The 26,595-nt window shown below is 66.3% G+C and carries 24 protein-coding genes; 14 read left to right on the forward strand and 10 right to left on the reverse strand.

The annotated features are described in order from the left end of the window. Positions 1 to 14 precede the first annotated feature (14 nt). Positions 15 to 488, reverse strand: a complete 474-nt coding sequence (locus ACQPZ2_RS07870) for a DUF4254 domain-containing protein (protein WP_433524949.1) — start codon at positions 486 to 488, stop codon at positions 15 to 17. A gap of 563 nt (positions 489 to 1,051) precedes the next feature. On the opposite strand from ACQPZ2_RS07870, the gene ACQPZ2_RS07875 reads away from it, so the two are divergent. Further along, the gene (locus tag ACQPZ2_RS07875; RefSeq protein WP_433524950.1) at positions 1,052 to 1,918 is read left to right on the forward strand and encodes a mechanosensitive ion channel family protein; all 867 of its coding nucleotides are present in this window, start codon (positions 1,052 to 1,054) and stop codon (positions 1,916 to 1,918) included. A gap of 12 nt (positions 1,919 to 1,930) precedes the next feature. On the opposite strand, the gene ACQPZ2_RS07880 is transcribed toward ACQPZ2_RS07875, so the two are convergent. Then, positions 1,931 to 3,106 (reverse strand): acyl-CoA dehydrogenase family protein, encoded by a 1,176-nt coding sequence (locus tag ACQPZ2_RS07880; RefSeq protein ID WP_433524951.1) that lies wholly within the window; start codon positions 3,104 to 3,106, stop codon positions 1,931 to 1,933. A gap of 100 nt (positions 3,107 to 3,206) precedes the next feature. On the opposite strand from ACQPZ2_RS07880, the gene ACQPZ2_RS07885 reads away from it, so the two are divergent. Beyond that, on the forward strand, positions 3,207 to 4,352 hold the full coding sequence (locus ACQPZ2_RS07885) for a cystathionine gamma-synthase (RefSeq protein ID WP_063036519.1): 1,146 nt from the start codon (positions 3,207 to 3,209) through the stop codon (positions 4,350 to 4,352). Between the two features lie 71 nt (positions 4,353 to 4,423). On the opposite strand, the gene greA is transcribed toward ACQPZ2_RS07885, so the two are convergent. Both greA and ACQPZ2_RS07895 read right to left on the reverse strand, forming a co-directional pair. Then, entirely contained in the window at positions 4,424 to 4,918 is a 495-nt protein-coding gene (gene greA / locus ACQPZ2_RS07890) for a transcription elongation factor GreA (RefSeq protein ID WP_040695247.1), read from the reverse strand. A 297-nt stretch (positions 4,919 to 5,215) separates the two neighbouring features. Beyond that, a complete protein-coding gene (locus tag ACQPZ2_RS07895; RefSeq protein ID WP_433524952.1) occupies positions 5,216 to 5,656 on the reverse strand; it encodes a DUF4307 domain-containing protein in 441 nt (146 codons plus the stop codon). A gap of 142 nt (positions 5,657 to 5,798) precedes the next feature. Between ACQPZ2_RS07895 and mca the strand changes: the two genes are divergently transcribed. From mca to ACQPZ2_RS07915, 4 genes are all read left to right on the forward strand, one after another. Beyond that, positions 5,799 to 6,665 carry a mycothiol conjugate amidase Mca gene (gene mca / locus ACQPZ2_RS07900; RefSeq protein ID WP_433527352.1) on the forward strand — a complete coding sequence of 289 codons (867 nt, stop codon included), beginning with the start codon at positions 5,799 to 5,801 and terminating at the stop codon, positions 6,663 to 6,665. Further along, the gene (locus tag ACQPZ2_RS07905; RefSeq protein ID WP_433527353.1) at positions 6,665 to 6,934 is read left to right on the forward strand and encodes a hypothetical protein; all 270 of its coding nucleotides are present in this window, start codon (positions 6,665 to 6,667) and stop codon (positions 6,932 to 6,934) included. Before mca ends, ACQPZ2_RS07905 begins: the two co-directional genes overlap by 1 nt. Before the next feature lie 135 nt (positions 6,935 to 7,069). After that, the gene (locus ACQPZ2_RS07910) at positions 7,070 to 8,380 is read left to right on the forward strand and encodes an FAD-binding oxidoreductase (RefSeq protein ID WP_433524953.1); all 1,311 of its coding nucleotides are present in this window, start codon (positions 7,070 to 7,072) and stop codon (positions 8,378 to 8,380) included. Between the two features lie 235 nt (positions 8,381 to 8,615). Then, entirely contained in the window at positions 8,616 to 9,182 is a 567-nt protein-coding gene (locus tag ACQPZ2_RS07915; protein WP_433524954.1) for a TIGR03086 family metal-binding protein, read from the forward strand. Between the two features lie 21 nt (positions 9,183 to 9,203). On the opposite strand, the gene ACQPZ2_RS07920 is transcribed toward ACQPZ2_RS07915, so the two are convergent. Further along, on the reverse strand, positions 9,204 to 9,758 hold the full coding sequence (locus ACQPZ2_RS07920) for a GyrI-like domain-containing protein (protein WP_433524955.1): 555 nt from the start codon (positions 9,756 to 9,758) through the stop codon (positions 9,204 to 9,206). 106 nt (positions 9,759 to 9,864) lie between these two features. Between ACQPZ2_RS07920 and ACQPZ2_RS07925 the strand changes: the two genes are divergently transcribed. Then, entirely contained in the window at positions 9,865 to 10,767 is a 903-nt protein-coding gene (locus ACQPZ2_RS07925) for a serine hydrolase (protein WP_433527354.1), read from the forward strand. On the opposite strand, the gene ACQPZ2_RS07930 is transcribed toward ACQPZ2_RS07925, so the two are convergent. After that, positions 10,719 to 11,666, reverse strand: coding sequence for a LysR substrate-binding domain-containing protein (locus ACQPZ2_RS07930; RefSeq protein WP_433524956.1), 948 nt, complete (start codon positions 11,664 to 11,666; stop codon positions 10,719 to 10,721). The two genes, ACQPZ2_RS07925 and ACQPZ2_RS07930, sit on opposite strands and share 49 nt — an antisense overlap. 43 nt (positions 11,667 to 11,709) lie before the next feature. Continuing rightward, positions 11,710 to 12,675 (reverse strand): helix-turn-helix domain-containing protein, encoded by a 966-nt coding sequence (locus ACQPZ2_RS07935; protein ID WP_433524957.1) that lies wholly within the window; start codon positions 12,673 to 12,675, stop codon positions 11,710 to 11,712. Positions 12,676 to 12,945: 270 nt separating this feature from the next. On the opposite strand from ACQPZ2_RS07935, the gene ACQPZ2_RS07940 reads away from it, so the two are divergent. The 5 genes from ACQPZ2_RS07940 to ACQPZ2_RS07960 all read left to right on the forward strand — a co-directional run bounded on the left by ACQPZ2_RS07940 (position 12,946) and on the right by ACQPZ2_RS07960 (position 20,216). Beyond that, the gene (locus ACQPZ2_RS07940; protein WP_433524958.1) at positions 12,946 to 13,503 is read left to right on the forward strand and encodes a cupin domain-containing protein; all 558 of its coding nucleotides are present in this window, start codon (positions 12,946 to 12,948) and stop codon (positions 13,501 to 13,503) included. 37 nt (positions 13,504 to 13,540) lie between these two features. Beyond that, positions 13,541 to 14,065 carry a hypothetical protein gene (locus ACQPZ2_RS07945; protein WP_433524959.1) on the forward strand — a complete coding sequence of 175 codons (525 nt, stop codon included), beginning with the start codon at positions 13,541 to 13,543 and terminating at the stop codon, positions 14,063 to 14,065. Beyond that, complete coding sequence (locus tag ACQPZ2_RS07950) at positions 14,050 to 16,923, forward strand: helix-turn-helix transcriptional regulator (protein WP_433524960.1); 2,874 nt, start codon at positions 14,050 to 14,052, stop codon at positions 16,921 to 16,923. Before ACQPZ2_RS07945 ends, ACQPZ2_RS07950 begins: the two co-directional genes overlap by 16 nt. A gap of 314 nt (positions 16,924 to 17,237) precedes the next feature. Next, on the forward strand, positions 17,238 to 19,304 hold the full coding sequence (locus ACQPZ2_RS07955; protein ID WP_433524961.1) for a thioredoxin domain-containing protein: 2,067 nt from the start codon (positions 17,238 to 17,240) through the stop codon (positions 19,302 to 19,304). A gap of 387 nt (positions 19,305 to 19,691) precedes the next feature. After that, positions 19,692 to 20,216: an AAA family ATPase gene (locus tag ACQPZ2_RS07960; RefSeq protein WP_433524962.1), complete on the forward strand. Its 525-nt coding sequence runs from the start codon at positions 19,692 to 19,694 to the stop codon at positions 20,214 to 20,216. Positions 20,217 to 20,405: 189 nt separating this feature from the next. Here the strand turns inward: ACQPZ2_RS07960 and ACQPZ2_RS07965 are convergent, their stop codons facing one another. From ACQPZ2_RS07965 to trhA, 3 genes are all read right to left on the reverse strand, one after another. Next, on the reverse strand, positions 20,406 to 21,986 hold the full coding sequence (locus ACQPZ2_RS07965; RefSeq protein ID WP_433524963.1) for an adenylate/guanylate cyclase domain-containing protein: 1,581 nt from the start codon (positions 21,984 to 21,986) through the stop codon (positions 20,406 to 20,408). Further along, complete coding sequence (locus tag ACQPZ2_RS07970; RefSeq protein ID WP_433524964.1) at positions 21,983 to 24,268, reverse strand: MMPL family transporter; 2,286 nt, start codon at positions 24,266 to 24,268, stop codon at positions 21,983 to 21,985. The genes ACQPZ2_RS07965 and ACQPZ2_RS07970 overlap by 4 nt, the downstream gene beginning before the upstream one ends. 97 nt (positions 24,269 to 24,365) lie before the next feature. Further along, positions 24,366 to 25,055 carry a PAQR family membrane homeostasis protein TrhA gene (gene trhA, locus ACQPZ2_RS07975; protein WP_433527355.1) on the reverse strand — a complete coding sequence of 230 codons (690 nt, stop codon included), beginning with the start codon at positions 25,053 to 25,055 and terminating at the stop codon, positions 24,366 to 24,368. 122 nt (positions 25,056 to 25,177) lie between these two features. Here trhA and ACQPZ2_RS07980 point away from each other — a divergent pair, with 122 nt between their 5' ends. Together ACQPZ2_RS07980 and ACQPZ2_RS07985 are read left to right on the forward strand one after the other, a co-directional pair. Further along, a complete protein-coding gene (locus tag ACQPZ2_RS07980; protein ID WP_063824599.1) occupies positions 25,178 to 25,966 on the forward strand; it encodes an isoprenyl transferase in 789 nt (262 codons plus the stop codon). Between the two features lie 29 nt (positions 25,967 to 25,995). Continuing rightward, entirely contained in the window at positions 25,996 to 26,592 is a 597-nt protein-coding gene (locus tag ACQPZ2_RS07985) for a hypothetical protein (protein WP_433524965.1), read from the forward strand. Positions 26,593 to 26,595 lie beyond the last annotated feature (3 nt).

Consider the following 26,595-nt stretch of genomic DNA (forward strand, 5'->3'; position numbering starts at 1 on the left):
CGTTCGCGTTCCCGTCATGCGGTTCGGCGGGGGCGCGAATTGACTTGGGCGGCACCGATAATGAGGTCGCTCCATTGATCGGCGAGCAGAGCGAGGCGGTACCAGGCCGCGTGCACGCGATCGTCGGTGACCTTCTCGGCGGTATGCAATAGGTGGCTGGCGTGCACGTAGGCGGCGGCCATCCGATCCATGGTCGCGCCGATGGATTCGGCGCGGATATGTGCGGTCGAGCGCCGCTGCGGCACTCGCGTGATCACCCAGGTATCGATGGCGGAGACGAGTTCGGCTCGGCGGCAATCGATTCCGGCGGTGGCGAGCGGATCGCCGTGCCGCTGCCGGTGCAGGTCGGCGAGCGCGTGTGCCAGCGGAATGAGCGGATGATCCTGTCCCGGCTCGACCGGATGTCCGCCGAAGGCGGCGACCAATTCACGTTGATCCGGCAGCGCTCGCGCGCCCTCGATGATCGGGCCGCTACTACGCACGAACATGGCTGGCTCCCAACGGGATCGAGAGCAACCGGCAGGCGGGGTCGGAAGAGAGCGCGTACATCGTGTACCTCCACGGACATTTCGATGCGATCAAGCTTGCGCCTCGTCCCTTGCCGATTCGGTGACATCAAGATGGCACAGCGATGACAGGCAGTAACAATGTTCTCTACACGGTGCAATTCGCGTTGTGAAAGTAGGCCGACCAGTCTGCGATGGTGAATGTGCCGGTCGTGCACCAGGATTCGTGGCATCGGGGTGTGGCGAGGGTCGGCATGCTGCGGCAGTCCGGCCTGACCGAATGTTCTCCCAACTACCGCATCCTTCTTCGGAATTCGGAACTTCGCAGGCGGTCATCGCGGTGCGCGTCCGGGGCGGCTGATCCGGTTCGGACTATGAGTGGCTAGGAATTTATCGGACAATCCCTGACTGTTGTGCTCCGATTGTCTGAATTTGGCAAATTCTTCGCAAACTAGACAATTCTGGTGGTGGGCGCGGGGTATAACCGGCCTCGAAGCCGCTTCGGCAAACCGCCTCGGCGTAATCGGATAGCGAAGGGAAGGGCTATGCACACCTCCAGTTCGGCTATCGATTTCCAGACAGGGTTCTCCGACGCTTGGAGCTCAATCGCGACATTCGTCCCCAAGTTGGCCGGATTCCTGGTCATCATGCTCATCGGCTGGATCATCGCGAAGATGGTCGCGGCGATCGTGGTTCGCGCGCTGGATCGGGTCGGCTTCGACCGACTGGTCGAGCATGGCGGACTCGAGCAGATGCTCGCGCGCAGCAGCTATGGCGCCTCGGATCTGCTCGCGAAACTCGGCTACTACGCGATTCTGCTGATCGCATTGCAACTCGGCTTCGGGGTGTTCGGCCCGAATCCGGTCAGCGCGATGCTCAACGGCATCATCTCCTGGCTACCCAAGGCCGCCGTCGCGATCGTCATCGTGGTGATCGTCGGCGCCCTCGCACATGCCGTGCGCGACATGGTCGCGAATATGCTCGGTGGCCTGTCCTACGGCGCGATTATCGGCCGGATCGCGGCGGTATTCATCTGGGGTGTCGGCATCGTCGCCGCACTCGACCAAATCGGGGTGGCGACCTCGGTGACCATGCCGATCCTCATCACCGTGCTCGCCACCATCGGCGGCATCCTGGTGGTCGGCGTCGGCGGCGGCTTGATCCGCCCCATGCGGCGGCGCTGGGAGGGCTGGATGAGCGATCTCGAAAGCGAAATGCCCGCCGTCAGGGGCCACGGCCAGCCCTGCCATCGCGGCCGCGAAGACGCCGTCCGCGAACAAATCTGGATGGACCAGCAAGCCGCCCGCGGCCAGGGCTGGGCAGACGCCATACAAGACGACTACTCCCATCAGGGTGGCTTCTCCCACACCGGCGAATACATGCGCTACGACGACCCCCGCGACCTGCGCTGACTCCTGAGTTTGTCATCGAAACGCGTTCGAGTCCGTAAGTGCTTTTCCGAGCACCAATTGGTGCACCTCCGCCGTGCCCTCATAGGTGAGTACCGACTCGAGGTTGTTCGCGTGCCGCAGCACCGGATAGTCCAGTGTGATGCCGTTGGCGCCGAGGATGGTCCGGCATTCGCGGGCGATGGCGATGGCCTCCCGGGTGCTGTTCAACTTGCCCGCGCTGATCTGCTCGGCCAGCACTTCGCCACGATCCTTCAACCTGCCGACCTGCAGCGCGAGCAGCTGGCCCTTGCCGTATTCGAGCGCCATATCGGCGAGCTTCGCCTGGGTCAGCTGGTAGGCGGCCAGCGGCTTGTCGAAGACCTCCCTGGTCCGCGCGTACTCGATGGTCGCGGCCAGACAGTCGCGCGCCGCGCCGAGCGCGCCGAAGATGATGCCGAACCGCGCCTCGCTCAGACACGCGAGCGGGGAACTCAGTCCGCGCGACTGCGGCAGCACCGCATCGGCGGGCAGCCGCACGTCGTCGAAGTCCAACTCCGCGGTCACCGACGCGCGCAACGACAACTTGTGATGCATCTCGCGCGCGGTGAATCCGGGCGCGTCCGTCGGGACCAGGAAGCCGCGCACCACCTGCCTGCCCTCGTCCTCGGTCTGCGCCCACACCACCGCGATATCGGCCACCGATCCGTTGGTGATCCACATTTTGGAGCCGTTGAGCACCCAGTCGGTGCCGTCGCGCTTGGCCCTGGTTCGCATGCCACCCGGATTCGAGCCGAAATCCGGCTCGGTGAGACCGAAACAGCCGAGCGCGCGCCCGGCCGCCATATCCGGCAGCCACTGCTGCTTCTGCTCCTCGGAACCGAACTTGTGGATCGCGGTCATGGCCAGCGAACCCTGCACCGAAACCATGCTCCGCACACCCGAATCGACCGCCTCGAGCTCCTGACAGGCCAGACCGTAGGCGGTCGCCGAAAGGCCCGCGCATCCGTAGCCCTCCAGGTGCATACCGAGCAACCCGACATTGCCGAGTTCCGGCGCAAGCTCACGGGCCGGGAACGTCCCTGCCTCGAACCATTCCGCGATCTGCGGCCGCAACCGATGATTCGCGAACGTGCGGACGGTATCGCGGATCTCGCGCTCGTCCTCGGTCAACAAGGCATCGATCGCGAACAGTTCATCAACGCTCAGCATGAGCTCAACCTACCGCCGTCGCCGCCGCGAAAGCCGGGATCGGGTCACAACAGATGATCCGGCCGATAGCCCGCCGATCGCCCGGGTTTAGGCTGATCCCATGAGTGAGCTGGGATTCTCCACCAGGGCCGTGCACGCCGGATATGAACCCGAAGCGCGGACCGGTGCGGTGAACGTGCCCATCTACGCGAGTTCGACGTTCGCCCAGGACGGGGTGGGCGGGTTGCGCGAAGGCTACGAATACGGCCGTACCGGCAACCCGACCAGGACCGCACTCGAGGCGAACCTCGCCGCGCTCGAATCGGGCCGCTACGGACGCGCATTCGCCTCCGGCATGGCCGCCACCGACTGTGCGCTGCGGGCGACGCTGCGCCCCGGTGACCACATCGTCATCCCCGACGACGCCTACGGCGGCACCTTCCGGCTGATCGACAAGGTCTTCAGCCAGTGGGGCATCGAGCATTCGCCCGCGCATGTATTCAATGTCGACGAGATGCGCGCCGCGATCCGTCCGAACACCAAGCTGATCTGGATCGAAACCCCCACCAACCCGCTGCTGAGCATCGGCGATATTCCGGCACTCGCCGAGGTCGCGCACGTCGCTGGCGCGAAACTGGTGGTGGACAACACCTTTGCGACGCCGTACCTGCAGCAGCCGCTGCTGCTCGGCGCCGACATCGTCACGCATTCGACGACCAAGTACCTTGGTGGACACTCCGATGTCGTGGGCGGTGCGTTGATCACCAACGATCCGGAACTCGATGCGGCATTCGCCTTTCTGCAGAACGGTGCGGGCGCGGTGCCCGGCCCGTTCGACGCCTTCCTCACCCTGCGTGGCACCAAGACCCTCGCGGTGCGGATGGATCGGCACTGCGACAACGCCGAAACCATTGCCGAATTCCTGACCAGGCATCCGGCCATCTCACAGGTCATCTACCCAGGCCTGGCCGAGCACCCGGGCCACGCCATCGCCGACAAGCAGATGAAGCGCTTCGGCGGCATGATCTCGGTGCGGCTCAACGGCGGCAAAGACGCGGCGCACGAGTTCTGCTCGCGCACCAAGATCTTCACCCTCGCCGAATCGCTCGGCGGCGTGGAATCGCTGATCGAACACCCGGCCGCCATGACGCACGCCTCCACCGCGGGCTCGCAGCTCGAAGTGCCGGACGATCTGGTCCGGCTCTCGGTGGGCATCGAGGACGTCAGCGATCTGCTGGCCGACGTCGAACAGGCACTGGCGAACTAGATATGGAAACGAAGAGCGGCCGCATCCGTACTTTCCGGATGCGGCCGTTCTTCATGGCCTCTGGCCTGAGATCAGCTGTGGTACGGCTCGGCGCTGACCAGCGTGACCTTCATGGTCTTGCCGTTGGGCAGCGTGTACTCACGGGTATCGCCGACCTTCGCATCGATGAGCGCGCCACCGAGCGGCGAATTCGGCGAGTAGGTCTCGAGCTTGGAATCGTTGAGACCCTCTTCGCGGGTCGCGATGAGGAAGGTCTCGGTGTCGGATTCGTCACCGTCGTAGTAAACCTTGACGACCGAACCCGGCAATGCGACGCCGGACTTGGTGGGCGCGACGCCGACCTTGGCGTTGTTCAGCAGCTCCTGCAGCTGCCGGATGCGCGCTTCCTGCTGACCCTGCTCTTCACGCGCGGCGTGATATCCGCCGTTTTCCTTGAGGTCGCCCTCTTCGCGGCGCTCGTTGATCTCGGCGGCGATGACCGGACGATTGGCGATGAGCGCGTCGAGTTCACCCTTGAGCCTGTCGTGCGACTCCGGGGTCAGCCAAGTCACTTGCGTCTCAGTCATCTCGATCACTCCCTAGTAGTTGTTCCCGGCCGAGGCCGGGTTCCCTGATCCGCTGCAGTGCCCACAGGGGGCGGGCACGCACCAGCCGACGGCTAGTGCCATCCTGGGGAAGTTCATCGAACCCCGACAGGCCTCAGGTCCGGCAAACTCACTAACCCGGAACTGACAGCGCTGGCCGCCAATGCAGCAAACACGGCTCCGAGCCCCGGAACCGTGTATCACGCCATTTTAGCATGAATCACAAACATGCAGGTCGGCGTTCATTTTGTGGACGCCTCGGTTGTTTATTGCCCGGGATCAGCCCGCCCGCAGATACTTCGGCACGTCATCGCTGCAGCCGTAAACGCTGCTCGACACCGGGCGGGCGGAGGCGCGGACGGTGGTCGTCAGCTCGATGGTGCCGCTACCGGACGGCTCGATCAGCACCTCGCGGCGGCCCAGTTCGGACCCGTCCCTGGCCATCGCGCGGACGAAACACACCACCGGCTGCTGCGGATCCTTGCGGGTGACCTTGAGATGGACCGAGATGGTCGAGTCGTCGACGACGGTGTATCCGAGCTGCTCGGCGTCTATGTCCTCCGGTCCGTACTTCTGGAAGCCGACGTAGGCGACCCCGAGACCCGCGGCGAGCACGACCGCGCCGAGTGCGAACGGAATCCAGCGGCGCGTCGGGCGTGGCGTGGTTCCGTACCGGTCGGCACGTCGGTCGATCGGCGTGTCACCGGGCGTTTCACTCATGCCGTCTCACTCCGGGGGGTACGTCGGAACAAAAGTCTGTCGAATGGAACTATAGGGACAGGCAGATCGGACCCCGGCGGCGGAGAGTACGAGGTATGACGGTGGTTGATGAGGTGAACGAGACGTGAGTGGCTTTCGGCTCATGGCGGTTCATGCGCACCCCGACGACGAATCCAGCAAGGGTGCCGCGACGACCGCACGGTATGCCGACGAGGGCCACGATGTCCTCATCGTCACGCTGACCGGCGGCGAACGCGGCAGCATCCTCAACCCAGCGATGGACACCCCCGGCGTGCTGGAGCGGATCGACGAGATCCGGCGCGAGGAGATGGAGGCCGCGGCCGCCGCACTCGGTGTGCGCCAGACCTGGCTCGGTTTCGTCGACTCCGGCCTACCCGAGGGCGATCCGCTGCCGCCGCTACCCGAGGGCTGCTTCGCGCTGGTCCCGCTGGACGAAGCCGTCGAGGCGCTGGTCCGCGTGGTGCGCGAATTCAAGCCGCATGTGATGACCACCTATGACGAGAACGGCGGCTACCCGCATCCCGATCACATCCGCTGCCATGAGGTGTCGATGGCCGCGTTCGAGGCGGCCGGCGATCCGGATCGTTTTCCGGATGTGGGCGAGCCGTGGCAGCCGCTGAAGATCTACTACGACCACGGTTTCACCATGGCCCGCCTGGATGTCTTCGCCGCCGAATACGAGCGGATCGGTGAGCCGTTTCCGCTGCAGGAGTGGTTGGAACGGACGCGCGCCTACCGGCAGGGCCGTCCGGACGGCATGACCAGGGTGACCACCCAGATCGAGTGCGCCAAGTACTTCCCGCAGCGCGATGACGCCCTGCGCGCGCACGCCACCCAGATCGATCCCAACGGCGCGTTCTTCGCGATTCCGATGGAAATGCAGCAGCGGCTGTGGCCGACCGAGGAGTTCGAACTGGCCAAGTCCAGGGTCGACTCCACGCGGCCGGAGACCGATCTGTTCGCCGGTATCGAAGACGAGCACCAGTGATGTTGGTTCTCCTCGCGCAATCTCCCGGCACGCCCACCGGACCCGAATTCGGCAAGGCGTCGCCGCTCGGACTGGTGATCATCCTCGTGTTGCTCGCCGGGACCGTGCTGCTGGTGCGGTCGATGAACCGGCACATCAAGGGCCTGCCCGCGACCTTCGAGCCCGAGCATCCGGAACCGGATCAGGCGGCGGACGAGGGCACCGAACCCGGTATCGCCCGGCTCGACAAGAAGGACGTCGAGTCCGATGAAGGGCCTGATAAAACCTGATTTCGCAGCGGCCGTCCGAGAAGCTCGGGCGGCCGCTGTTACATTTGCCGCTCCTGTTTCGTCATTGGGGTAGTCGCGGCGCGATCCACGGGCCGCAGGTGCTTTCGAGCACAGCTGCGAAGTGAGGAAATACCAATGACATTCGGGGATCTGCGCGCTGAACTATCCGGCCGGGTGCTGGTGCCGGGTGACGCGGGCTTCGAGGCGGCGGCGGGGCCGTGGACCTTGACGGTCACCCAGCCGGTCGCAGCGGTGGTGCGGGCCTGCGATGCGGATGACGTCGCGGCGGTCGTGGACCACGCACGTCGAGCCGGGGTGCCGGTGATCGCGCAGCCGACCGGGCACGGCGCCGCGGGCGGGGTGGCGGACGCGATCCTGCTGCGCACCGGGGGACTGGGCAGCGTCGAGATCGATGCCGAGCGGCGGGTGGCGAAGGTGGGCGCGGGCGCGAACTGGGGCTCGGTGCAGGCCGCGGCCGCGGCACACGGACTCACCGGGCTCGCAGGCAGCAATCCGGTGGTCGGCGTCACCGGATACACCCTCGGCGGCGGGCTCAGCTGGTTCGGCCGCAAGCACGGTTGGGCCTCGGATGCGGTGCGCGCCTTCGAGATCGTCGACGCCGAGGGCACACGAACTCGGGTGACCGCCGCGAACGATCCGGAGCTGTTCTGGGCATTGTGTGGTGGCGGCGGCGATTTCGCAGTGGTAACCGCGCTCGAATTCGACCTCTTCCCCGCGCCGGGGCTCTACGGCGGGCGGGTGATGTGGCACGGTGCGCGCACGGCGGAGGTCTTCGAGACATTCCAGGAGATCACCGCCGACGCACCCGACGAACTGTCGGTGTGGTTCCACCGGTTCCAGTTTCCGGACGCGCCGCCGATGGTCGCGTTGGATGTCACCTACCTCGGCGATCCCGAGGTCGGCCGGTCCCTGCTGACCCGGTTGGACGCGATCGACGGGCCGCTCGCCGATAATCGCGGCGCGTTGTCGGTGGCGAATCTCGGCGAAATCACCGCGGAGCCAACCGATCCCAGCCCGTCGCTGTCCCGCGCCGAACTGCTCACCGACCTCGGCGACGCGGTCGTGAAGACTCTGCTCGACGAGCCGGTCGCACCGCTGGTCGATATCCAGATCCGCCATCTCGGCGGCGCATTCGCCAGGGCGGGCGCGGACGGTGGCGCGCGCGGACCGGTCACCGAGCCCTATCTGCTCTACGCGTTGGGACTCGGACTTCCGCATATCGTCGACGCGGTCAAGGCCCGACGCGCCGAGATCGTCGACGCGATCGGCGCGCACATCAGCGGGCTCAAGCCCTACACCTTCCTCACTCCGGAGGAGACGGCCGCCGCCGCATTCGACTCGTCGACCTTGGCGCGGTTGCGGGAGACCAAGCGGGCGCGCGACCCACGGTCGGTGATCCGCGCCAATTACCCGGTTCTCGGATAACGGATTTCGCATACGTCACTGCGGACCGTCGGCCCTATCGGCTGGCGGTCCGCACTGCTGGGCGGAATTCGATAGGGCTGTGCACATCTCGGTGCATTCGATCCGGAAAGGAATCGGCGCAACACTTTTGGGTCCTTGTCGTGCTGGATTCCGTGATCTGGCCGGCGTTGGATCGAGTTTGGATGTCACCCGGTTGTGCTAACTCTTCTGCTGACGCTTCGAGCGAAGGATGCCCATGGACAACGTGATCGGACAGATCGACCGCGCACTGGATATGACGGGTGCGATCGTGATCGCCGCCGTCGACGGCGACCGGCTCGCGGCGCCGACGCCGTGTCAGGATTGGGATGTGCATGCGGTGCTCAATCACGCCGTCGGCAATATGCACCGGTTCGCGGCCGGAGTGAGCGGGACCGATGCGGGCGCCGGACTCGAGGACGACTGGCTCGGCATCGATCCGCAGGGCGCGTTCGCCGCGGCCGCCGAGGTGGACCGCGCCGCCTGGCATCGCCCCGACGCCCTGACCGGCACCGTGCGCATCGCACTCGGCGACCTCCCCGGTCCGGCGGCCGCCATGGTCCATCTCACCGAGGTCGTCGCGCACGGCGTCGATATCGCGGTGGCCATCGATCGCCCCGATCTCGCCGATGACGAATTGTGCGCCGAACTGCTGACCACCATGCACGCCATGGGCGGACTCGACGGGTTCCGCAAGCCGGGGATGTTCGACGAGGAGGTCACGGTACCGGCGGACGCGCCCGCACACCGTCGACTGCTCGGCTATCTCGGACGAGCCTGGTAACCGCTTGCCGCGCGGTAGATCTCAGGCGCGACGCACGGGATGACGCAGGATCGTGCGGGTATTCGCGCCGGGGACTTTGCGCGGATCCGAGAGGTAGATCTCGTGATGGCGGCCGTTCATGAGCAATCCCTCGGCGGTCATGAACGCTTCCATCCTGGCCAGCGTCTCCGGTTCGGTGGCATACGGTCCGATATGCATGACCTGGATCGCCTCGCCCTCGGTCAGCCGCTCGAATGTCGCCCCGGACACCATCTCGGCGGTCACCACCTCAGGCATGCGGATCATCAGCTTCCACTGCCACTGCTCGCGTGGCACCGACAGCGGCGGTTCATCCGAGTTCACCCACCACTGGCCCTCCAGCTTCGGCACCACGAAATCCTCGCCGTCCGCCTTGGCGATCTTCTTGGCGCCGTAAGCGGTTCGGTACAGCGTCTGCACCGCCTCGGTGTACCGCTCGCCGCCGGGTGCGCCGAAGCCGGTGACCGTCAGATAGCCGTAGGCGTCGAAGGTGCGCAGTTCGGGTTCCCGGGTGGCGTCGTAGTAGTGCCGGTCGCTCTTGGCCAGATCGAGTTTCATCGTGAGCCCTTCGGTATCGAAATATCGGACGGTGACGAGCGTGAACCCTCCATCGGCGGGAGAGTCAAGCTGACCCGGAGCTGTCTCGTGTGGAAGCTTGGCAATCGTGGAGGAGATCTTCCGTAAGGTCGGTGTGCGCGGTTGGGTGCATGCCCGATGCTTCGATTGCGCCGGTGCGGCGGGGCTCGGCGCCGATGAACCGGTGGTTTTGGCGTCGGTGGTGAAGGTGCCGTTGGTGCTGGAGTTCGCCCGCCAGGTGGTCGCGGGCCAGCTGGACCCGACCGATCGGGTGCGGGCGGGCGCCGCGGACCGGCTCGGTGGCGTCGGCACCGCCGGATGTCTGGACGATGTCGAATTCAGCCTGCGCGATGCGGCGTTCTTCGCACTGACCGTGAGCGACAACACTGCCGCCGACCTGCTCTTCGATCGCGTCGGCCTGGACAATGTGCGCTCGCTGGTGCGCGAATTGGGGCTCACCGAGACGCGGATCGTCGGCTCGCCCAGGTATGTCGTCCAGACCATGGCGGAGGATATCGGCGCATCCGACACCGCCGAATTCGCGCGTCGCTTCCCGACCCTGAGTGTGTCGGAAGTACTTGCCACCCGGGCCATGGACCCGCTGCGCACGACCGCGAGCACGCCGCGCGATATGACCCGGCTGCTCACCCTGCTCGGCCAGGACCGCGCGGGCGATCCTGCCGCCTGCCGTTGGGTGCGCGAGCTCATGGGCCAGCAGCTCAACTGGCACCGGCTCGCCGCGGCCTTCCCGTCGGAGGTGTCGGTGTGGGGCAAGACCGGATCACTGCCCGCGATTCGCAATGAGATCGGGGTGGTGGCCTATCCCGGTGGAAGTCGTTATGCCGTAGCGGTATTCACCAGGGCGGATACGCTGGCCCAGCGACTGCCCGAGGTGGATCATGCGATCGGCGAGGCCGCGCGGCTGGCGATTCACCGCATCCGTCACGATCTGCCGAATACGACATTCCACGGCCGCTGCGCCACCTCCTGAGCGGGCGCTGGCCGCGACGCGCCGTCGCCCTGGATGACCGTCACGATCAGCTCGGCCAGTTCGCGGACAAGCGGATGCGGTGCCGCGGCGGGCCAGGCCAGCGAGAGCCGCCAGCTCAGTGCGTCGGTCAGCGGTCGCCAGACGACACGCGGTTCCTTTTGCGCGACCATGCCCTGGTCGAAGGCGACGCCGCGGCCGGAAAGCACCATGCCGAGGACGAATTCGGGATTGCGCGCGTGCTGCACGCGGGTGGGCCGGAAGCCGTGCTCCCAGCAGGTGCGCAGCGTCGCGTCGTAGAGTCCGGGCGCTGCGGCCCGCGGAAAGATCACCAGACCGAGTCCGGCCAGGTCGGCGAGGGTGAGCGCGGAGCGCGTGGCCAGCGGCGAGTCGCGTGGCAGCACCACGCCGAGCGGTGTCTCCACCTCGGGGCCGAGCTCGAGTCCGACCACATCTACCGGATGTTGCAGCAGCCCGGCGTCGAGTTGACGGTCGGCGAGCAGTCGGATCTGCTCGGCGGTGGTCAGTTCCTGCAGATCGACTCGGACGTCACGGCTTTCGAATGTGGTGAGGATCGCCGCGAGCACCCGTCCGGCCAGTTCGGGTGGGACACCGACCCGCAGCGCATCGATCTCACCTCGATGGGCCTTGCCCACCAGCCGTTGCGCGCGGTCCCAGCGGGCCAGCAGATCGCGGGCTTCCACGAGCAGGATCTGACCCGCCTCGGTGAGTTCGACGCGTCGGCTGTCCCGGTCGAAGAGCCGGGCCCCGAGATCCTGTTCGAGTTTGCGGATGCGCTGGCTCAGCGGCGGCTGCGCGATGCCGAGGCGTTCGGCGGCCCGCCCGAAATGCAGTTCTTCGGCGACGGCGACGAAGTACCGCAGCTGGCGCAGGGAGTCCACGCAGCGACGATAGCGTGATCGTGCTTGCCGGTCGCTGCTGAAATCAGTCGTCGGATGCGGCCCGCCGGTCCTCGCGGAGCTGGCCGGGTGTGGCGCCGAAGCGTCTGCGGAAGGCCTTGCTGAAGCTGCTCACCGAACCGAAGCCGAGGTCCGATGCGATATCGGTAATACTTCGATGCTGGTAGGCCGGGCTGCGCAAGCGGTCGCGCGCCAGTCGCAGGCGTTCTTCCCGGATGACATCGCTGGGCGTGGTTCCGGCATTGCTGAACGCCAGTTGAATTTGCCGCAGTGACCAGCCGAGCGCAACGGCGACGCGCGTGCCGTTGAGGTCCGGATCTCCGGCATGGTCGTGGATATACCGGCGAGCGGTCGCTTCGACATGGGCGAGCTGGGTGGGCGAGCTCGCCGGTTCGCCGAGGATCTGCATGCAGAGCAGATCCACCAGCCGTTCGGAGACGCTGTCGAATTGGAGGTCGGTGAGTGCGGCGGATTCGCTGTGCAGGCCGCCGAGTATCCCGTCGGTCACCCGCCCGAGCCCGGCCGTGAGATCCAGCGGGTGGTCGGGTGGAACGACCCGGTTGAGGCGATGCTTTATCTCCTTGCGCGGAATGGTGATGATCATCCCGCGCGTGCCGTCGGACATGGACATCGCGTAAGGGCGGTCGACGGAAACCAGAGCCATTGTTCCCGGGGCAAGGATCCCGTACCCGTCTTCGGTGCGGAAGGACAGTCGCCCGGTGAACGGAACGATCAGCCGGTAGTCGTCATCGGGGTCGGCGCGGATATGGCTCGGGTTGCGAAGGTAGGTGACGGCATCCGATTTCCACCCGACGAGCTGGTAGGCGTCGGTTCGCCGCAGCTGCGTGTGCCCTTGGAAGTCGGCGCTGCTCGGGAATCTGTAGCCGAGCCGACAGTGGTATGTGCTGATCAGATCGGCCCAGTACTCGGCTCGCTCATGTGGATCCACCACACTTGTCGTGGTGGAGTCGGCGATAGCCGCTCGGTTCATGAATATCGCCTCCGATTCGACGATCATCGGTGGCCCGGGCGTCGGCCCCAACTCCGGAAGAAGCCTAGTGCAGAACCGTGCGGAGCACCGGTGGAGCAGGCATTGCCGGGTTTCGAGGTCTGCGCATCCGGACAATGCTCATGCGCTTCGGGACAAGCGGGTCCGCGTGGGCGGCGGATACGGTCGCCGATAGCTGAGGCCCGGATCGGCCGGTGCGGCCACCGGTGCCGACCCGATTCGGCTGGTTGCGGACGATATTCAGGAGTTCACATGCGCAGAATCGTGATCGGCGACAACGGAACCGGACAGGGACAGGTGCTGGCGGACGACACTGTCGCCCCGCTGACATTGGCGCTGCTCCCAGGCGCCGAGATCCATCGGATGTGGGAACTCGACGAACTTCCCGAACTGCCGGTCGACAAGACGCCCGCGCAGACCGGCACGAGCTATTTTCCCGGTCCGGGCGGGCTGCGTTTCGGATTCATCTCGGTACCGCCTGGGCTGACCTATGAGCCCGATGCCGACCTGTCCGAGGAGGCGATGGCGGCCGTCGTCGCGGAAGCGGAGGCGAAACTGCCGGGGATGATGGCGGCCTTCGACCCCGCCGCGCCCGGCATGCACAGCACCGTGAGCATCGATTTCATCGTCGTGCTCAGCGGCGAGGGCCGCCTGCGTCTCGGCGACGGCGTCGAAGTATCGCTGCGCGCAGGCGATTGCGTGATCCAGCACGGCACCCCGCACGCATGGTTCAACGACGGTGCGGTGCCGTTCGTATTCTGTTACACCCTCTGCGGCGTCGCCGACCAGAAGGTGCCGACGCAGCCATGACCGACCTTCAGCAGCGTCCGCAGGGGAGGTCCCTTGGATGAGGGGCGTCGGAAGTCGGTGGCGCAGTTTCGAATACGCCCTGGTGGCCGCTGGTCCCTGCGCGGTGGCCGTCGACCCGGCGGCAGTGGGGGCGACGCAGAGGTTCGTCGATTGCCTGGTAGTGCGAGTCGTCGTCGAACCGGGCGATTGTCCCCTGACCGCCGAGGCCGTCCGCGCGATCCGGTACCTGTGCCTCGTCAGCGAGGCGGCCCATATCGTTATCGCCGGAACCCCGCACTGCGCAACCTCGGGTAGTCGGTGCACGCCGGAGGCCGATCCACTGGATGTCCTCACCTGCGTCGCCGACACACTGGATGTGCTTTCGGACCTTGCCGCGCAACTGGGGCAATACGGGGAACGCGTCCACCTGATGCCGTTCGGATGGAATGTCGCCTGCCGCGCGGAAAAATCGGCGCGACAATGGGATTTGCCATCCATTGCCATATCCCCCTCCGGGTATGTCGACGTGGGTCCGGATTCAGCCGGAATCGGTGATCGGGCTCCGGCATGCCCGGTTCGTTGACGCTGCCTTCCCCGAAATCCGGCGCGCCTGTGGTCATCGGTCGTGATGGCGAGATCGAGATGCTGGCGGCGCTCGTGGCACGGGCCGCCGCCGGGCGGGGAGCCGTCGTGCTGGTGCAGGGCGAACCAGGTATCGGCAAGACGTCTCTGTTGGACGCGGCCAAGCTGCGGTGCGCGGCGGCGGGCCTGCATATTCGACTCGGGGTCGCCACCGAACTACGGCAGACCGTCTCGTTCGCCGCGGTGCGCTCCTGGCTCGACCCCGACACGCCAGGCGCAGATCCGTTCCCTGCCTTGCTCGACCGCGATGTTCGGGCGAGCGACACCGAGGCAAGGCATGAGATCGTCATCGCCGAGGCGATCCTGGATCACATCGAGACCTGGTGCGCTACCGGCCCGCTCGCGCTGATCATGGACGACGTCCACTGGGCCGACGCGTCGAGCGTGTCGGTGTTGCAGCGGTTGTGCACCCGCATCGATGAGCTACCGCTACTGCTGCTGCTCGGTGCCCGCTCACAGCCTCAGGACTCCGCGTTCACCGCACTGTCGGCCGAACTCCGCGCCTGCCGCGCTCCGCTGATACGACTCGGCGGGCTATCCGCCGGTGCAGCGGCGGAATTGGTTTCGCACATCGTCGGTGCCACCCCCGGCCCGGCGTTGTTGCGTGAGGTGGCGGGTGCGAGCGGAAATCCGCGCTACATCACCGAATTGGTGGCCGCCTTGTTGCGTGAGCAGGCGATCACGGTGATCGCCGACGCCGCCGACATCCCCGTGGCAGTCGCTGGGGAGCGCCCGTCCACCACACTCGCGCAGGCGATTTCACGGAGGTTGGACTTTCTGCCGCGCCGGACCCGGCACGTGCTGGCGACTGCCGCCGCGCTCGGCCCGGTCGTGGACGTCACGGAACTGGCAGCGGTTCTGGACCGCCCCCTCCTCGAGGTATGGAGCGTCGTCAGTGACGTGATGGCGACCGGAGTGCTCGCACTCGTCGACTCCGAAGTGGTGTTCCGGCATGACCTGATCCGGCGGGTGCTGTCGGATCAGCTACCTGTCACGGTGCGCGCTGGTCTACTGCACACGGCTGGTCGGGTACTGCGGACGACCAACGCGCCGATCGAGCGGATCGCACACTATCTGGCGGTTGCCGACTACGAACTGGATGACACCGGCGTCGATTGGCTGGTAGCGGTAGCCGACAAATTGGCTTTCAGAGCGCCCGAGCTGGCGGTGCGACTGTTGCGGCGCGCGATGACGGAGTCCGATGACCTACCGCTGATCCGCCGGTATATCGAGGTGCTGCTGTGGAGCGGTCGAACTGCCGAGGCGGAGGCCGAAGTGCGCGTTGCGCTGTCGACGCGGTCGGAGTACGGCGAAGATATCGAAATGCACTGGCTGCTCGCCCAGGCCTGCCGAGCCGGGGGCCGAATCGCCGATGCCGTCGATATCGCCGAAACAGCGCTGAGCACAATGGATCTCGATATCGAGGCGGTGGGTCGCTTCCACGGCATGTGTGCGGTGGACAATGTATTCCTCGACCGGTTCGATGCGGCCGAGCGAGCGGGTCGAATTGCGATCGCGATAGGGGAATCCAATGGGGATCCCCGCACTATCGGGTACGGCCTCAGCGCCGTTGGCGCGGTGCGGTACACCCGAGGCGATCTCATCGAGGCACTGGAGTTGAGCACGCGGATACCCATCGCCTCGACCGTCGGTACCAGACCGGACCAGTTCGATCCATACGCGCTACGGGCACTTTGTCTGATCGAACTCGATCGCCTGACCGATGCCGAAGACGTGCTGAATCAGGCGATAGCGCGCAACCACCGTGTCCCTGGCATATCCCTGTCCGCGAACCTCGTTGCCAAAGCACGGCTCTGCCTGCTGAACGGTCGCTGGGATGACGCGGTGGCCGAATGCGGCGCCGGCGCGGCGCCGGACGTGCTCGGGTACTCGACGGTCGCGGGTAGCCTCGCGGCGCTCATCGGTATTCACCGCGGCACGTTCCTGCCGGACGTGGACAGTATTCCCATCGCGGACGACCTCGCGGGCACCACCGGGTACGCGCACTTACACCTGTGGGCCAAGGCGTTGACGCACGAGGCACACGGCCATCCGGACCTCGCCTTGAAGCTGCTCGTCGACACCCATGAGCGACTCGCCGACCATTCGGCCGCGGCGACGCTGTACTACATCTTCCCGGATATCGCCCGACTGGCCGCGGACCTCGGCGATACGGATGCGGCGCGGTCGGTAGTGGTCGGCGCCGACGAGCTCGTGGCGCGACAGCCGACCGCCTCCAGGATCGGGACAGCGCTACTGTGCCGAGGTATGGCCGAGCGCGATTCCGATAGCTTGCTGGCGGCGGCCCGGGCCTTCCGGCGGTCCGGGCGGCTGCTCTACCAAGCGCAGGCTCACGAGAACGCCGCCGTGCTGCTCGCCGCCGCGGGACGGGATGTCGATGCGCGCCGTTCGCTGGACACCGCGATCGGGATCTATAGCCGCCTCGGCGCATCGTGGGACACCGCCCGTACGGTCGCACGTGTGCGACCGTACGACATTCGGCGAGGTGTACGCGGTCGACGCAACCGGCCCAAATCCGGCTGGGCGGCGCTGACCGATACCGAGCGCAAGGTAGCCGCGCTCGTCGCCGAAGGCTGCACCAACTCCGATATCGCGGCGCAGATGTTCTTGTCGCGCCGCACAGTTCAGTCTCACGTATCGAACATCCTCGCCAAGCTCGGGCTGCGATCGCGGCGCGAGGTTGCCGCGAGCATGCCGCATATGTCACCGGCGGCGCGCCGAGATCCTGTTCGAGTCGATACCTGCCTTTCGATGTCGATGCGCACGGTAGTTGCTTAGCGCAAGCAATCGGCATCGCGACCGCCCTCGATCCGATGCATTCGGATGCGGACTCCACGCTCGGGGACGTGGCCTCCGCTCAGAGGTTCCGGAACCGGCGCTGCGCTAGGGAATTCAGCGCTGAACGAATAAGGCCCCGGGAGCGGATTCCAGGGGATTCGTTCTTGCGGAAAGCGTACCGAGAGGTCCATTTCGGTGGGCTCGGTTCCAGCGGCCCTGGAGGTCCCCGCCTGCGTGACCATTGCGAGTGTGATTGCCGGTGTGAATCGGGTACCTCCTCGAGTGGCCGGTTCGAGTGGACGTGAGAGGCTGAGATGGTGAACCTGCTGGGTAGCGCGACCTCACCGTATCTGCGACAGCATGCGGATAACCCGGTGCATTGGCGGGAGTGGGATCCCGCGGCCTTGGCCGCGGCGCGGGCGCGGGATGTCCCGATCCTGCTGTCCGTCGGGTACGCGAGTTGTCACTGGTGCCATGTGATGGCGCACGAGTCGTTCGAGGACGAGCGGACGGCGGCGCAGATGAACGACAACTTCGTGTGCATCAAGGTGGATCGTGAGGAGCGTCCGGATCTGGACGCGGTCTACATGAATGCCACGGTGGCGATGACCGGTCAGGGGGGCTGGCCGATGACGTGCTTCCTCACGCCGGATGGCGAGCCCTTCTATTGCGGTACCTACTACCCGAAGGTGCCGCGCGGTGGGATGCCGTCGTTCACCCAGCTGCTCACGGCCGTTACCGATACCTGGAACACCCGGCGCGATGAGGTGGACAAGGCTTCCGCGCAGGTGGCCGACGCACTGCGGGCACAGGCCGCCGGGCTGCCCGATGCCGATGTGACGATTTCGGCCGAACTGCTCGATCATGCGGTCGTCACGGTGCTGCGTGATGAAGATATCGAACACGGTGGATTCGGTGGTGCGCCGAAGTTTCCGCCATCGGCCTTGTTGGAGGGGCTGCTGCGCAGTTGGGAGCGCACCGGCGATGCCGGGACGTTCGATGTAGTGAATCGGACGGCCGAAGCCATGGCGCGCGGCGGTATCTACGACCAGTTGCGCGGCGGGTTCGCGCGCTACTCCGTCGATGCCGCCTGGCTGGTGCCGCATTTCGAGAAGATGCTCTATGACAATGCGCAATTGCTGCGCGCCTATGCGCATCTCGCCCGCCGAAGCCCTGAGCGAGAGTCACTGGCGCACCGGGTCACTCACGAGACGGTGCAGTTCATTCTCGACGACCTCGGCACCGAGCACGGTGGGTTCGCGTCCGCGCTGGACGCCGACACCCACTTGGAGCCGGGCGGACCGGGTGTCGAAGGCGCGACCTATGTCTGGACGCCCGCCGAGCTGATCGGCGAACTCGGCCCTATCGAAGGCGCCTGGGCGGCAGAGGTTTTCGGGGTGACTACGGCCGGGAATTTCGAACAGGGCACCTCGGTGCTCACCCTCTATGCCGATCCTGATGCGTTGTCCGACAACGGGACTGCCCGTGAACGCTTCGAACGTGCCCGCGCCACACTGCGCGAGGCCCGTGCGCGACGCCCACAGCCGGACCGCGACGACAAAGTGGTGACCGCCTGGAACGGCATGGCGATTACAGCACTAGCCGAGGCGGGTTCGGCTCTGCGGCAAGATGATTGGGTGGAAGCCGCCGCTCGCTGTGCCCGCTTCCTGCTTACCGAGCACGTGGTCGAGGGCCGGGTTCGCCGCGCGTCGCTCGGTGGCGTGGTCGGCACGTCTCCGGGCGTCTTGGAGGACTACGCCTGGCTGGTCACCGGCCTGCTCGCCCTACATCAGGCCACCGGCCGACTCGACTGGCTCGAACACGCACAACGACTGCTGGACAAGGCAATTCAACACTTCGCTGACGACACTGCGCCCGGCAGCTGGTTCGACACCGCCGACGACGCCGAAACCCTCGTCGCCCGCCCCCGTGATCCCATCGACGGCGCAACCCCCGCAGGCGCATCCGCCTTGGCCGAAGCCCTCCTCACCGCCGCCGCCACCACCAGCGCCCCGGAACCGGCCCTGCGCTACCGCGAACTGGCCGACCAGACCCTCCAACGCGGCGCCGTCGTCCTCGCCCGCGTACCACGCTCGGCAGGCCAATGGCTCACCGTGGCCGAACCCGCTCTGCGCGGCCCCCTCCAAGTTGCCATCGCCTTACCCGACACCTCAACCGCGGCAACAGAATTGATCGCCACCGCCCGCGCCGAAGCCCCAGGCGGCACCGTCATCATCGCCGCTACGACCAACTCGGTCCCCCTCTTGACCGACCGCACCCCAGTGAACGGAATGCCCTCCGCCTACGTCTGCCGCGGCTCAGTCTGCGACCTCCCCGTAACGACCCCACCCGAGCTGCGTGCCTCCCTGAACCGCCCGTAGCCCCGCCGCACCCGCTCGGTTGGGCCCACCCAACCGCCAGTCGAGTCCACGTGCCGAGTTCCCTGCGCACCGGGCACAGGTCGCCCGCCGCACGCAGCGCGCCGGTCATATGCCGCACGCAGATTGCACACCCGCGCCGGGTGTGGGCAGCGCACTGATTGCATGTCGAACGCAGCTTGCCTGTCGCATGCCGGGCAGAGTCCTGCACGCCGAGCGGAGGTTGTTTGCCAGGCGCAGGTGCATGTCGAACGCGAGCCCGCCGTGCACAGGCTCCATTGCGTGCGCGGGATGCACATTGTGCGAGGACATCGGCGAGTATGCGTCAGTTGGGGGCGAGGTGCGGCAATGCGCCCACGGTGGGCGGGCTGCTTGCGGCAGAGTTGGTGGGTGACCTTGCGCAGTCAGGCTTTGTTCATCGGTGGTCGGTCCGGGGTCGGGAAGACGACGGTGGCGTTCGAGGTTCATGCGCGGCTTTCGGCGGCGCGGGTGCGGCATTGTTTGATCGAGGGGGACAATCTGGATCTGGCGTATCCCGCACCTTGGGAGCACGGTCTGGCGGAGCGGAATCTTGCTGCGATGTGGGCGAATTACCGTGCACTCGGGTATCGGCGGATGGTCTACACTAATGTCGCGAGTGTGTTCGAGGGGGTGCTCGGTGAACTCGTCACGGCGATGGGGGAGCAGCCGGAGGTCACCGCGGTCCTCCTGACCTGTGCGGACGCGACAGCGGCCGAGCGGCTCGCAAGCCGGGAGATCGGTAGTGCGCTGGATGAGCACGTCGAGCGTGGCCGGGTGATGGCGGCGAAACTGGATGCCGAGGCCCCGGTGTGGGTGCATCGGGTCGACACCGATGGCCGCGAGGTCACCGATATCGCCGCGGAGGTTGTCGCGCTGACCGGCTGGCTGCTCTGAACCCTGGAACGTGTCGCGGTCCGGCGCTCAGCGATTCTGGGACGCGGATTCGATTGTCGCGCTGACGGCCTGATTGTTCTGCACTCCGGCTGAAGGCACCGCGAGACGGCGATCAGCGAATTTTGCGACAGGATTCGATCGTCATCTGACCGGCTGATCGCTCTCAATCCTGCCGAGGCGCCCCGGCGCTCAATGCTTCTGCGACGGGGATTCGGTTGTCGCAGTTCGTACTTCGGCGATCGCGCTGATGGCCGCCGCATCGGTATCGGGTTCCATCCCTTTGGGAGTCGGGGTGGCCGCCACGTCGGTCCAGCAGACGGTGGGTTCGGGCATGCCACGCAGCAGAATGCTGTCGTAGCGAACCCATTTGGCGCGCTCGTGCTCGGCCGCCGCCTCGATGATCGCACCGCTCACCAGGATTCGGCGCGGCACCTCTTTCGCTTCGGTGGTCAGCCGGGCCGCCTCGTTGACCGCATCGCCGATCACCGTGTACTCCAACCGCGTATCGGAGCCGATATCACCGGCGAACACCCGCCCACGTGCGACGCCGATGCCGATATCGAGTTCGCCGGTGGCCGTGACCTCGTCGCGAATGCGCCGCGCGGCCCGCAGCGCAGGGGTCGCATTGTCGCGCAACGCGATCGGCGCACCGAAGATGCACAGCGCCGCATCGCCCTCGAACTTGTTGACCAGGCCGTTGTTCTCCTCGGTCGCCGCAACCACGATCGCGAGCAGTCGATTGAGCTTGGCCACGAAATCGTGCGGCGTCAGACCGCTGGACAGCTCGACGGATCCGGTGACATCGACGAACAGCGCCGACACCTCGCGCACATCGCCGGTCAGATCGACCCCGCCCGCCAATGCCCGCTCGGCGACTTCCGTGCCGACGTGACGGCCGAATACCACCCGCATCCGCTCACGTTCACACAGGTTGGCAGCGAGTTCATTGACCGAATTCTCCAGCCGCCCGATCTCGCTGGTGCTGCCGACGGGAACCCGAACATCGAACTCGCCCTTGGTGATCCGATCGAGCGCCCGCCGCAGTGTGCGCATCGGCGTTGCGACCGAACGGGCCAGGATCGCGGTCGCCAGCACACCGGATCCGATGCCGACAATGGAGAGGTAGATGGCGGCGCGGACGCGGTCCGGTGCCCCGGAGGCCGGATCGGCGAGCACCGTGATCAGCATGAGCAGCGGCATCGCACCTGCCACCGCCCAGGTCATCACGACCCGCATCAGCACCGAGGAACTCCAGTGCGCGGTCGGGCCGAGCACCCCGGACACCACCGGAATGGTGGGGCGGATAAGCCGGTCGACGATCAGGAAGGTGAATCCGGCCGATTGCAGTGCGCCGAGGGTGAACAGGGCCACCGTCACCGCCGCACTGTTGTGTGCGGCCAGGTGCGAGAGCATCGAGGCCGCGACGATCACGCCGGGCAGCCATATCGCCAGCGCTCGGGTGGTGATCGCGATCGGTAGGCGCAGCAGTCGTCGCGCCTCGTCGACGGTCGGCTTGCGCCCGTCATCGAGCCACCCGAAATACACGGTCCGATCGCGCACGGCGAGCCCGACTCCGGCCAGGAATCCCAACATCGGATAGATCGACGCAAGCCCGATGATGCGCCCCCAGCCATCCCCGATCCGGCCGAAAAATCCACTCAGCCACAGCTCGGTCACGATCACCCCGAGGCCACCGAGGTTCGCGGCGATCACCACCGCCGCCAGCCCCCACCGCGCCTTCAGCGCCCAAACAACAAGCTTGGTGATCACGGTGCCCTGACATCCGGAGCGGAGCCCGCCTGCGCCGGTGCCTGCGCGCGCACCGAAACCCCGACGCGCACGGGCGTCCCCGAGCCGGGCAGCCACCAGTTCCAGGTTCCGAACAGCTTCATCAGCGCGGGCACCAAGACCAATCGCACGAGTGCCGCATCGATCGCCACGGCCACTGCCAGCGCCAGCCCGACCTCCTTCAGCTCCAGCACGCTGGCGGTCAGGAAGCTACCGAAGATCACCACCATGATGGCCGCAGCCGCACTGATCGGGCGGGCCGTGTGCTGGAGCCCGGCCGCCACGGCGTATTCGTTATCGGCCGCGGTGCGCGCGGAGTGCTCCCAGAACTCCTTGATCCGGCGGATCAGGAAAACCTCGTAGTCCATCGACAGCCCGAACAGAATCGCGAAGACCATGGTCGGCAGGAATACCTGGATGAATCCGGTGCTGTGGAATCCGAGCAGTGACTCGCCGACGCCCCACTGGAACACCGCAACGGTGATGCCGAGGGCTGCGCCGGTGGCCAGCAGATTCATCACTATTGCCTTGATCGGTAGCGCGATGCTGCGGAAGGCAGCAATGAGGAACACGAACGAGCAGCATAGAACCAGCGCGACGACCAGTGGCAGTTTCCCCGTGATCTCGTCGGACATATCCGCGAACTCCGCCGTCGGACCGCCGACCAGCGTGTCACCGGGCAGTGCGGTGGCCCGGTCGCGGATCTCCCGGACGAGTTGATCGGCCTCGGTGGAATCGAATGCGGTCTTCGCGACCACCATTGCGAAGATCCGGCCGTCCCGCTGGATCGGCAGCACTTGTTCGATGCGCTCATCCGAGCGGAGTGCGGTCAGGAAGTTCTGTACCTCGCCGGTCGCCGTGGCGTTCAGCGGCGTATCACCGGCGCCGGTCACCACGATCGTGATCGGCGCGAGCAGTCCAGGCGCGAAATTCTCCGAGGCGACCTTGCTCGCCTTGCCGGAGGTGGTGTCGCCCATCGCCGCGGTGCCCATATCCATGCCGTAGCGAATTCCGGTCAGCGGCGCGGCCGCCACCAGCAACACCAGCGTGGCCGCGATACCGAATACCACCGGACGTGCCATCACGATCCGACTCCACCGGGCCCACCGCCCGCTCGCCGGATCGGCATCCGATCCCGGCCGGGTCTCCAACGGCTGCCACCGCGCGGGCAGCGCACCGCGATTCACCCGCGACCCGAGCATTGCCAGCACCGCGGGCAGCAGCGTCAGCGCCACCATCAGCGTGGCCACGACCGCGATCACCACGCCGACCGCGATACCGCGGAACACCGGCGCGCGCACCACCACCAGCGAGCACAGCGAGATCATCACGATGAAGCCCGAGGCGACGATCGTTTTACCCGCCGTGGCGATCGCGATCCCGCAGGCATGCGCCACACCGGCCGCGGAACTGCCGCCCGGCTTCGCGAGCTCTTCGCGGAACCGACTGACCACGAACATCGCATAGTCCAGCCCGATGCCGGTGCCGATCATGGTCGCGACGGCCAGCAACAGCGAACTGGTCGCCATCACATGCGAAAGCAGAAACAGTCCGCCGAACGCGAGCAACAGCCCGCTCAACGCCACCATGACCGGCACCAACGCGGCGACCACCGTGCCGAGCGCCAGGATGAGCAGCACGAATGCCACCGGCAGGCCCAGCGCCTCGGCCTGGCCGGAATCGGCCACCTCGATCTCCATCAGGTCGCGCAGCACGGGTGAGAAGCCGGTGAGCCCGACGGTCACTCCGTCACCGGAGAACTGTCCTGCACGTTCCTGCAGCTCACCGGCCAACTCTGCGCGCTGCGGAATCGTGCCGTCGATCCCGACGACGGCAAGCGCCGCATGCCTGCTCGCCGAGATCTGCGACTTCTGATCCCCTTGGAACGGCCCGACCGCGACCCGCACCCCGGGCACATCGCGCAGATCCGCGACCGCCCGCTCCACGATCGCCCGGTAGGCCGGATCATCGACGGTCCGCTGCTCCGAATCGAAGACCAGCGCAAGCTGTTCGGCTCCCAGATCCGGATAGTGCGCGGCGAGCAGTTCGGTGATCCGTGTCGATTCCGCCTTGTCGGCGTGGAATTCCATGGCCTCCAGGCGGCCGTTGAGCTGTGGGTAGGCGACCGCGCACGCGGCGATCAGCACCAGCCACACCGCGACGACGATCCGCCGGTGCTGTGCCATCGCCACGCCCCAGCGGTAGCCGATGCCCCGCTCGCGTCCCGCCTGCTGTCTACCGGTCTCGATCGTCTGCTGTGCCATCTCGCCCCGCAATTTTCCGGATCCGCATCCGTCCCCAACTCTATTGCCGCAAAGGGCAATTCGGCATGCCCACGATGTTCCGGCTGCCCGGCTGCACTCAGCGCAGCACGACCAGCCAGATCGCGGCGTAGTGGCACAGGGCGGCGAGCACCGTCGCGGCGTGGAAGAACTCGTGGTGGCCGAAGACCGCGGGCCACGGGTTCGGCCATTTGGTCGCGTAGAGGATCGCGCCACCGCTGTAGACCAGACCGCCGATGAGCAGCAGGATCAGCGGTGCGATGCCGATATTCGTATTGAGCTGCCCCGCCACCGGCACGATCGCCCAACCGAGCAGCAGATACAGCGGCACCCCGACCCATCGGGGCGCGGTCGGCCACAACAGTTTCAGCGCCACACCGGCCAGCGCGCCGAGCCACACGACCAGCAGCAGTATCTGGCCGGTTCGTCCCGGTAGGCCGAGTAATGCGAACGGCGTATAGCTGCCCGCGATGAACAGGAAGATCATCGAATGATCGGCCCGCTTCATCTGGACGCGCGCCTTCGCGGTGGCCCAGGTCACCCGGTGGTAGACGGCGCTGATGCCGAACAACCCGCAGACGGTCAGCCCGTAGACCAGAGTGGACCAGCCTGCCGTCGCCGAGACGCTCGCGGCCTTCGAGACCAAAACGAGCACCGCGATTGCCGCGATGCCGACCGCCCAGGTGTGAATCCAGCCCCGCATCCGCGGCTTGAGCAGTGCTGACGCGCCCGGGATCGCGACCGGTGTCGCATCGGTCGCGCCGACCATTTCGGACACGAGTTACCTCCTGGTCATACTAGTCAGTAACTTACGGTACCGTAAGTTGTGCCGTATCGTCACCGTACCCGGAACCGCAGTCGATGCCGGGATCGCGCCGCTGAGGCGTAGGGTTGGTCGCCGTGGAGCTTCCCAGTCAGGTGCGTGGTTTGCCATACCGCATCTACGAGGCGCGGCTGTCCAAGCAGCTGGCCGGCAAACAACATCCTCGGCACGTCGCGGTGATGTGCGATGGTAATCGGCGCTGGGCCAGAGAAAACGGTTTCACCGATGTGACCCACGGGCATCGGGTCGGTGCGCTGAAAATCGCCGAACTGGTCGGCTGGTGCGCGGACGAGGGCATCGAGATGGTGACCGTCTATCTGCTGTCCACCGAGAATCTGCAGCGCGATCCCGACGAACTGGAGACCCTGTTCGAGGTGATCACCGATGTCGTCGAGGAGCTGTCAGCACCGGAACAGAACTGGAGTGTGCGCATCGTCGGCACCCTCGACGGCTTTCCGGAGTTGGTCGCCAAGCGGCTGCGCACCGCCGCCGAACGCACCATCGGACGCGACGGTGTGCACGTGAATGTCGCGGTCGGCTACGGCGGTCGGCAGGAGATCGCGGACGCGGTCCGCAAGCTGGTCCGCCAGGAGATCGCGGCGGGGGAGACCGGGGAGGATCTGGTCCAGTCGATCACCGTGAACTCCATCGGCCAGCACCTCTACACCTCCGGCCAACCGGATCCCGACTTGGTCATCCGGACCTCCGGTGAGCAGCGTCTTTCCGGGTTTTTGCTGTGGCAGAGCGCATACTCGGAAATATGGTTCACCGAGGCGTACTGGCCGGAATTCCGCCGGGTGGACTTCCTGCGCGCCTTGCGCGACTACGCCGCTCGACATCGCCGCTTCGGCATCTGACGCAACGACATTCGCGTACCGTCCGGTTTGTGGACGAGTCGACGAATGCTGTGCCCGGGCCGAAGGGGGAGCAGATGTCCTACATCGGCTATGCGGAATTCGGTCGGCGCTTCCTGGAATATGCGGCCTCGGAACAGCGCATCTCAGGTGCATTCGCCCAGTTGACCGGCGCCGCCTTCGATTTCGGCCCGATCGGTGTCGGGCCCGCCAAATTGGCGAAGGTCGCCGCGCAGGTGCGACTCGGCGAGCCGAAGCTGCAACGGTACGTCGACGAGGTCATCTCCTTCGAGCTGGTCATTCCGCTCGATGTCGATCTGCTGCTCGATCTCGCCGTCGATCGGCACCGCTTCCACATCGACGGCAATATCCACCTGCACTTGACCGTGCGCACCGCGGAGCCGCTGCGGGTCGTCATCGATATCGCCGAACCGCGCCCGAGCGATGTTCGCATCAATGTGGCCACCGCCACCAAACGCGGGCAGCTGCTGCGCATCCTGGCCAGTGTCGACCACGAGATCCGGCGCTTCGTCGCGCGCTATCTCGCCACCGAAATCCGCAAACCGCATATCGCCGCGGTGCGCGATATCGATGTCGCCGCCCGGTTGGACGCGGCCTGGAAGCTGTGATGG

This window comes from Nocardia pseudovaccinii (assembly GCF_050942345.1).
In the GTDB taxonomy this organism is placed as follows: domain Bacteria; phylum Actinomycetota; class Actinomycetes; order Mycobacteriales; family Mycobacteriaceae; genus Nocardia; species Nocardia pseudovaccinii.

What these genes read in the sequence shown, in the direction of transcription:
- ACQPZ2_RS07870 (WP_433524949.1), bottom strand. Translation starts at nt 488, where the DNA reads ATGTTCGTGCGTAGTAGCGGCCCGATCATCGAGGGCGCGCGAGCGCTG.
- ACQPZ2_RS07875 (WP_433524950.1), top strand. Translation starts at nt 1,052, where the DNA reads ATGCACACCTCCAGTTCGGCTATCGATTTCCAGACAGGGTTCTCCGAC.
- ACQPZ2_RS07880 (WP_433524951.1), bottom strand. Translation starts at nt 3,106, where the DNA reads ATGCTGAGCGTTGATGAACTGTTCGCGATCGATGCCTTGTTGACCGAG.
- ACQPZ2_RS07885 (WP_063036519.1), top strand. Translation starts at nt 3,207, where the DNA reads ATGAGTGAGCTGGGATTCTCCACCAGGGCCGTGCACGCCGGATATGAA.
- greA (WP_040695247.1), bottom strand. Translation starts at nt 4,918, where the DNA reads ATGACTGAGACGCAAGTGACTTGGCTGACCCCGGAGTCGCACGACAGG.
- ACQPZ2_RS07895 (WP_433524952.1), bottom strand. Translation starts at nt 5,656, where the DNA reads ATGAGTGAAACGCCCGGTGACACGCCGATCGACCGACGTGCCGACCGG.
- mca (WP_433527352.1), top strand. Translation starts at nt 5,799, where the DNA reads ATGGCGGTTCATGCGCACCCCGACGACGAATCCAGCAAGGGTGCCGCG.
- ACQPZ2_RS07905 (WP_433527353.1), top strand. Translation starts at nt 6,665, where the DNA reads ATGTTGGTTCTCCTCGCGCAATCTCCCGGCACGCCCACCGGACCCGAA.
- ACQPZ2_RS07910 (WP_433524953.1), top strand. Translation starts at nt 7,070, where the DNA reads ATGACATTCGGGGATCTGCGCGCTGAACTATCCGGCCGGGTGCTGGTG.
- ACQPZ2_RS07915 (WP_433524954.1), top strand. Translation starts at nt 8,616, where the DNA reads ATGGACAACGTGATCGGACAGATCGACCGCGCACTGGATATGACGGGT.
- ACQPZ2_RS07920 (WP_433524955.1), bottom strand. Translation starts at nt 9,758, where the DNA reads ATGAAACTCGATCTGGCCAAGAGCGACCGGCACTACTACGACGCCACC.
- ACQPZ2_RS07935 (WP_433524957.1), bottom strand. Translation starts at nt 12,675, where the DNA reads ATGAACCGAGCGGCTATCGCCGACTCCACCACGACAAGTGTGGTGGAT.
- ACQPZ2_RS07940 (WP_433524958.1), top strand. Translation starts at nt 12,946, where the DNA reads ATGCGCAGAATCGTGATCGGCGACAACGGAACCGGACAGGGACAGGTG.
- ACQPZ2_RS07945 (WP_433524959.1), top strand. Translation starts at nt 13,541, where the DNA reads ATGAGGGGCGTCGGAAGTCGGTGGCGCAGTTTCGAATACGCCCTGGTG.
- ACQPZ2_RS07950 (WP_433524960.1), top strand. Translation starts at nt 14,050, where the DNA reads ATGCCCGGTTCGTTGACGCTGCCTTCCCCGAAATCCGGCGCGCCTGTG.
- ACQPZ2_RS07955 (WP_433524961.1), top strand. Translation starts at nt 17,238, where the DNA reads ATGGTGAACCTGCTGGGTAGCGCGACCTCACCGTATCTGCGACAGCAT.
- ACQPZ2_RS07970 (WP_433524964.1), bottom strand. Translation starts at nt 24,268, where the DNA reads ATGGCACAGCAGACGATCGAGACCGGTAGACAGCAGGCGGGACGCGAG.
- trhA (WP_433527355.1), bottom strand. Translation starts at nt 25,055, where the DNA reads ATGGTCGGCGCGACCGATGCGACACCGGTCGCGATCCCGGGCGCGTCA.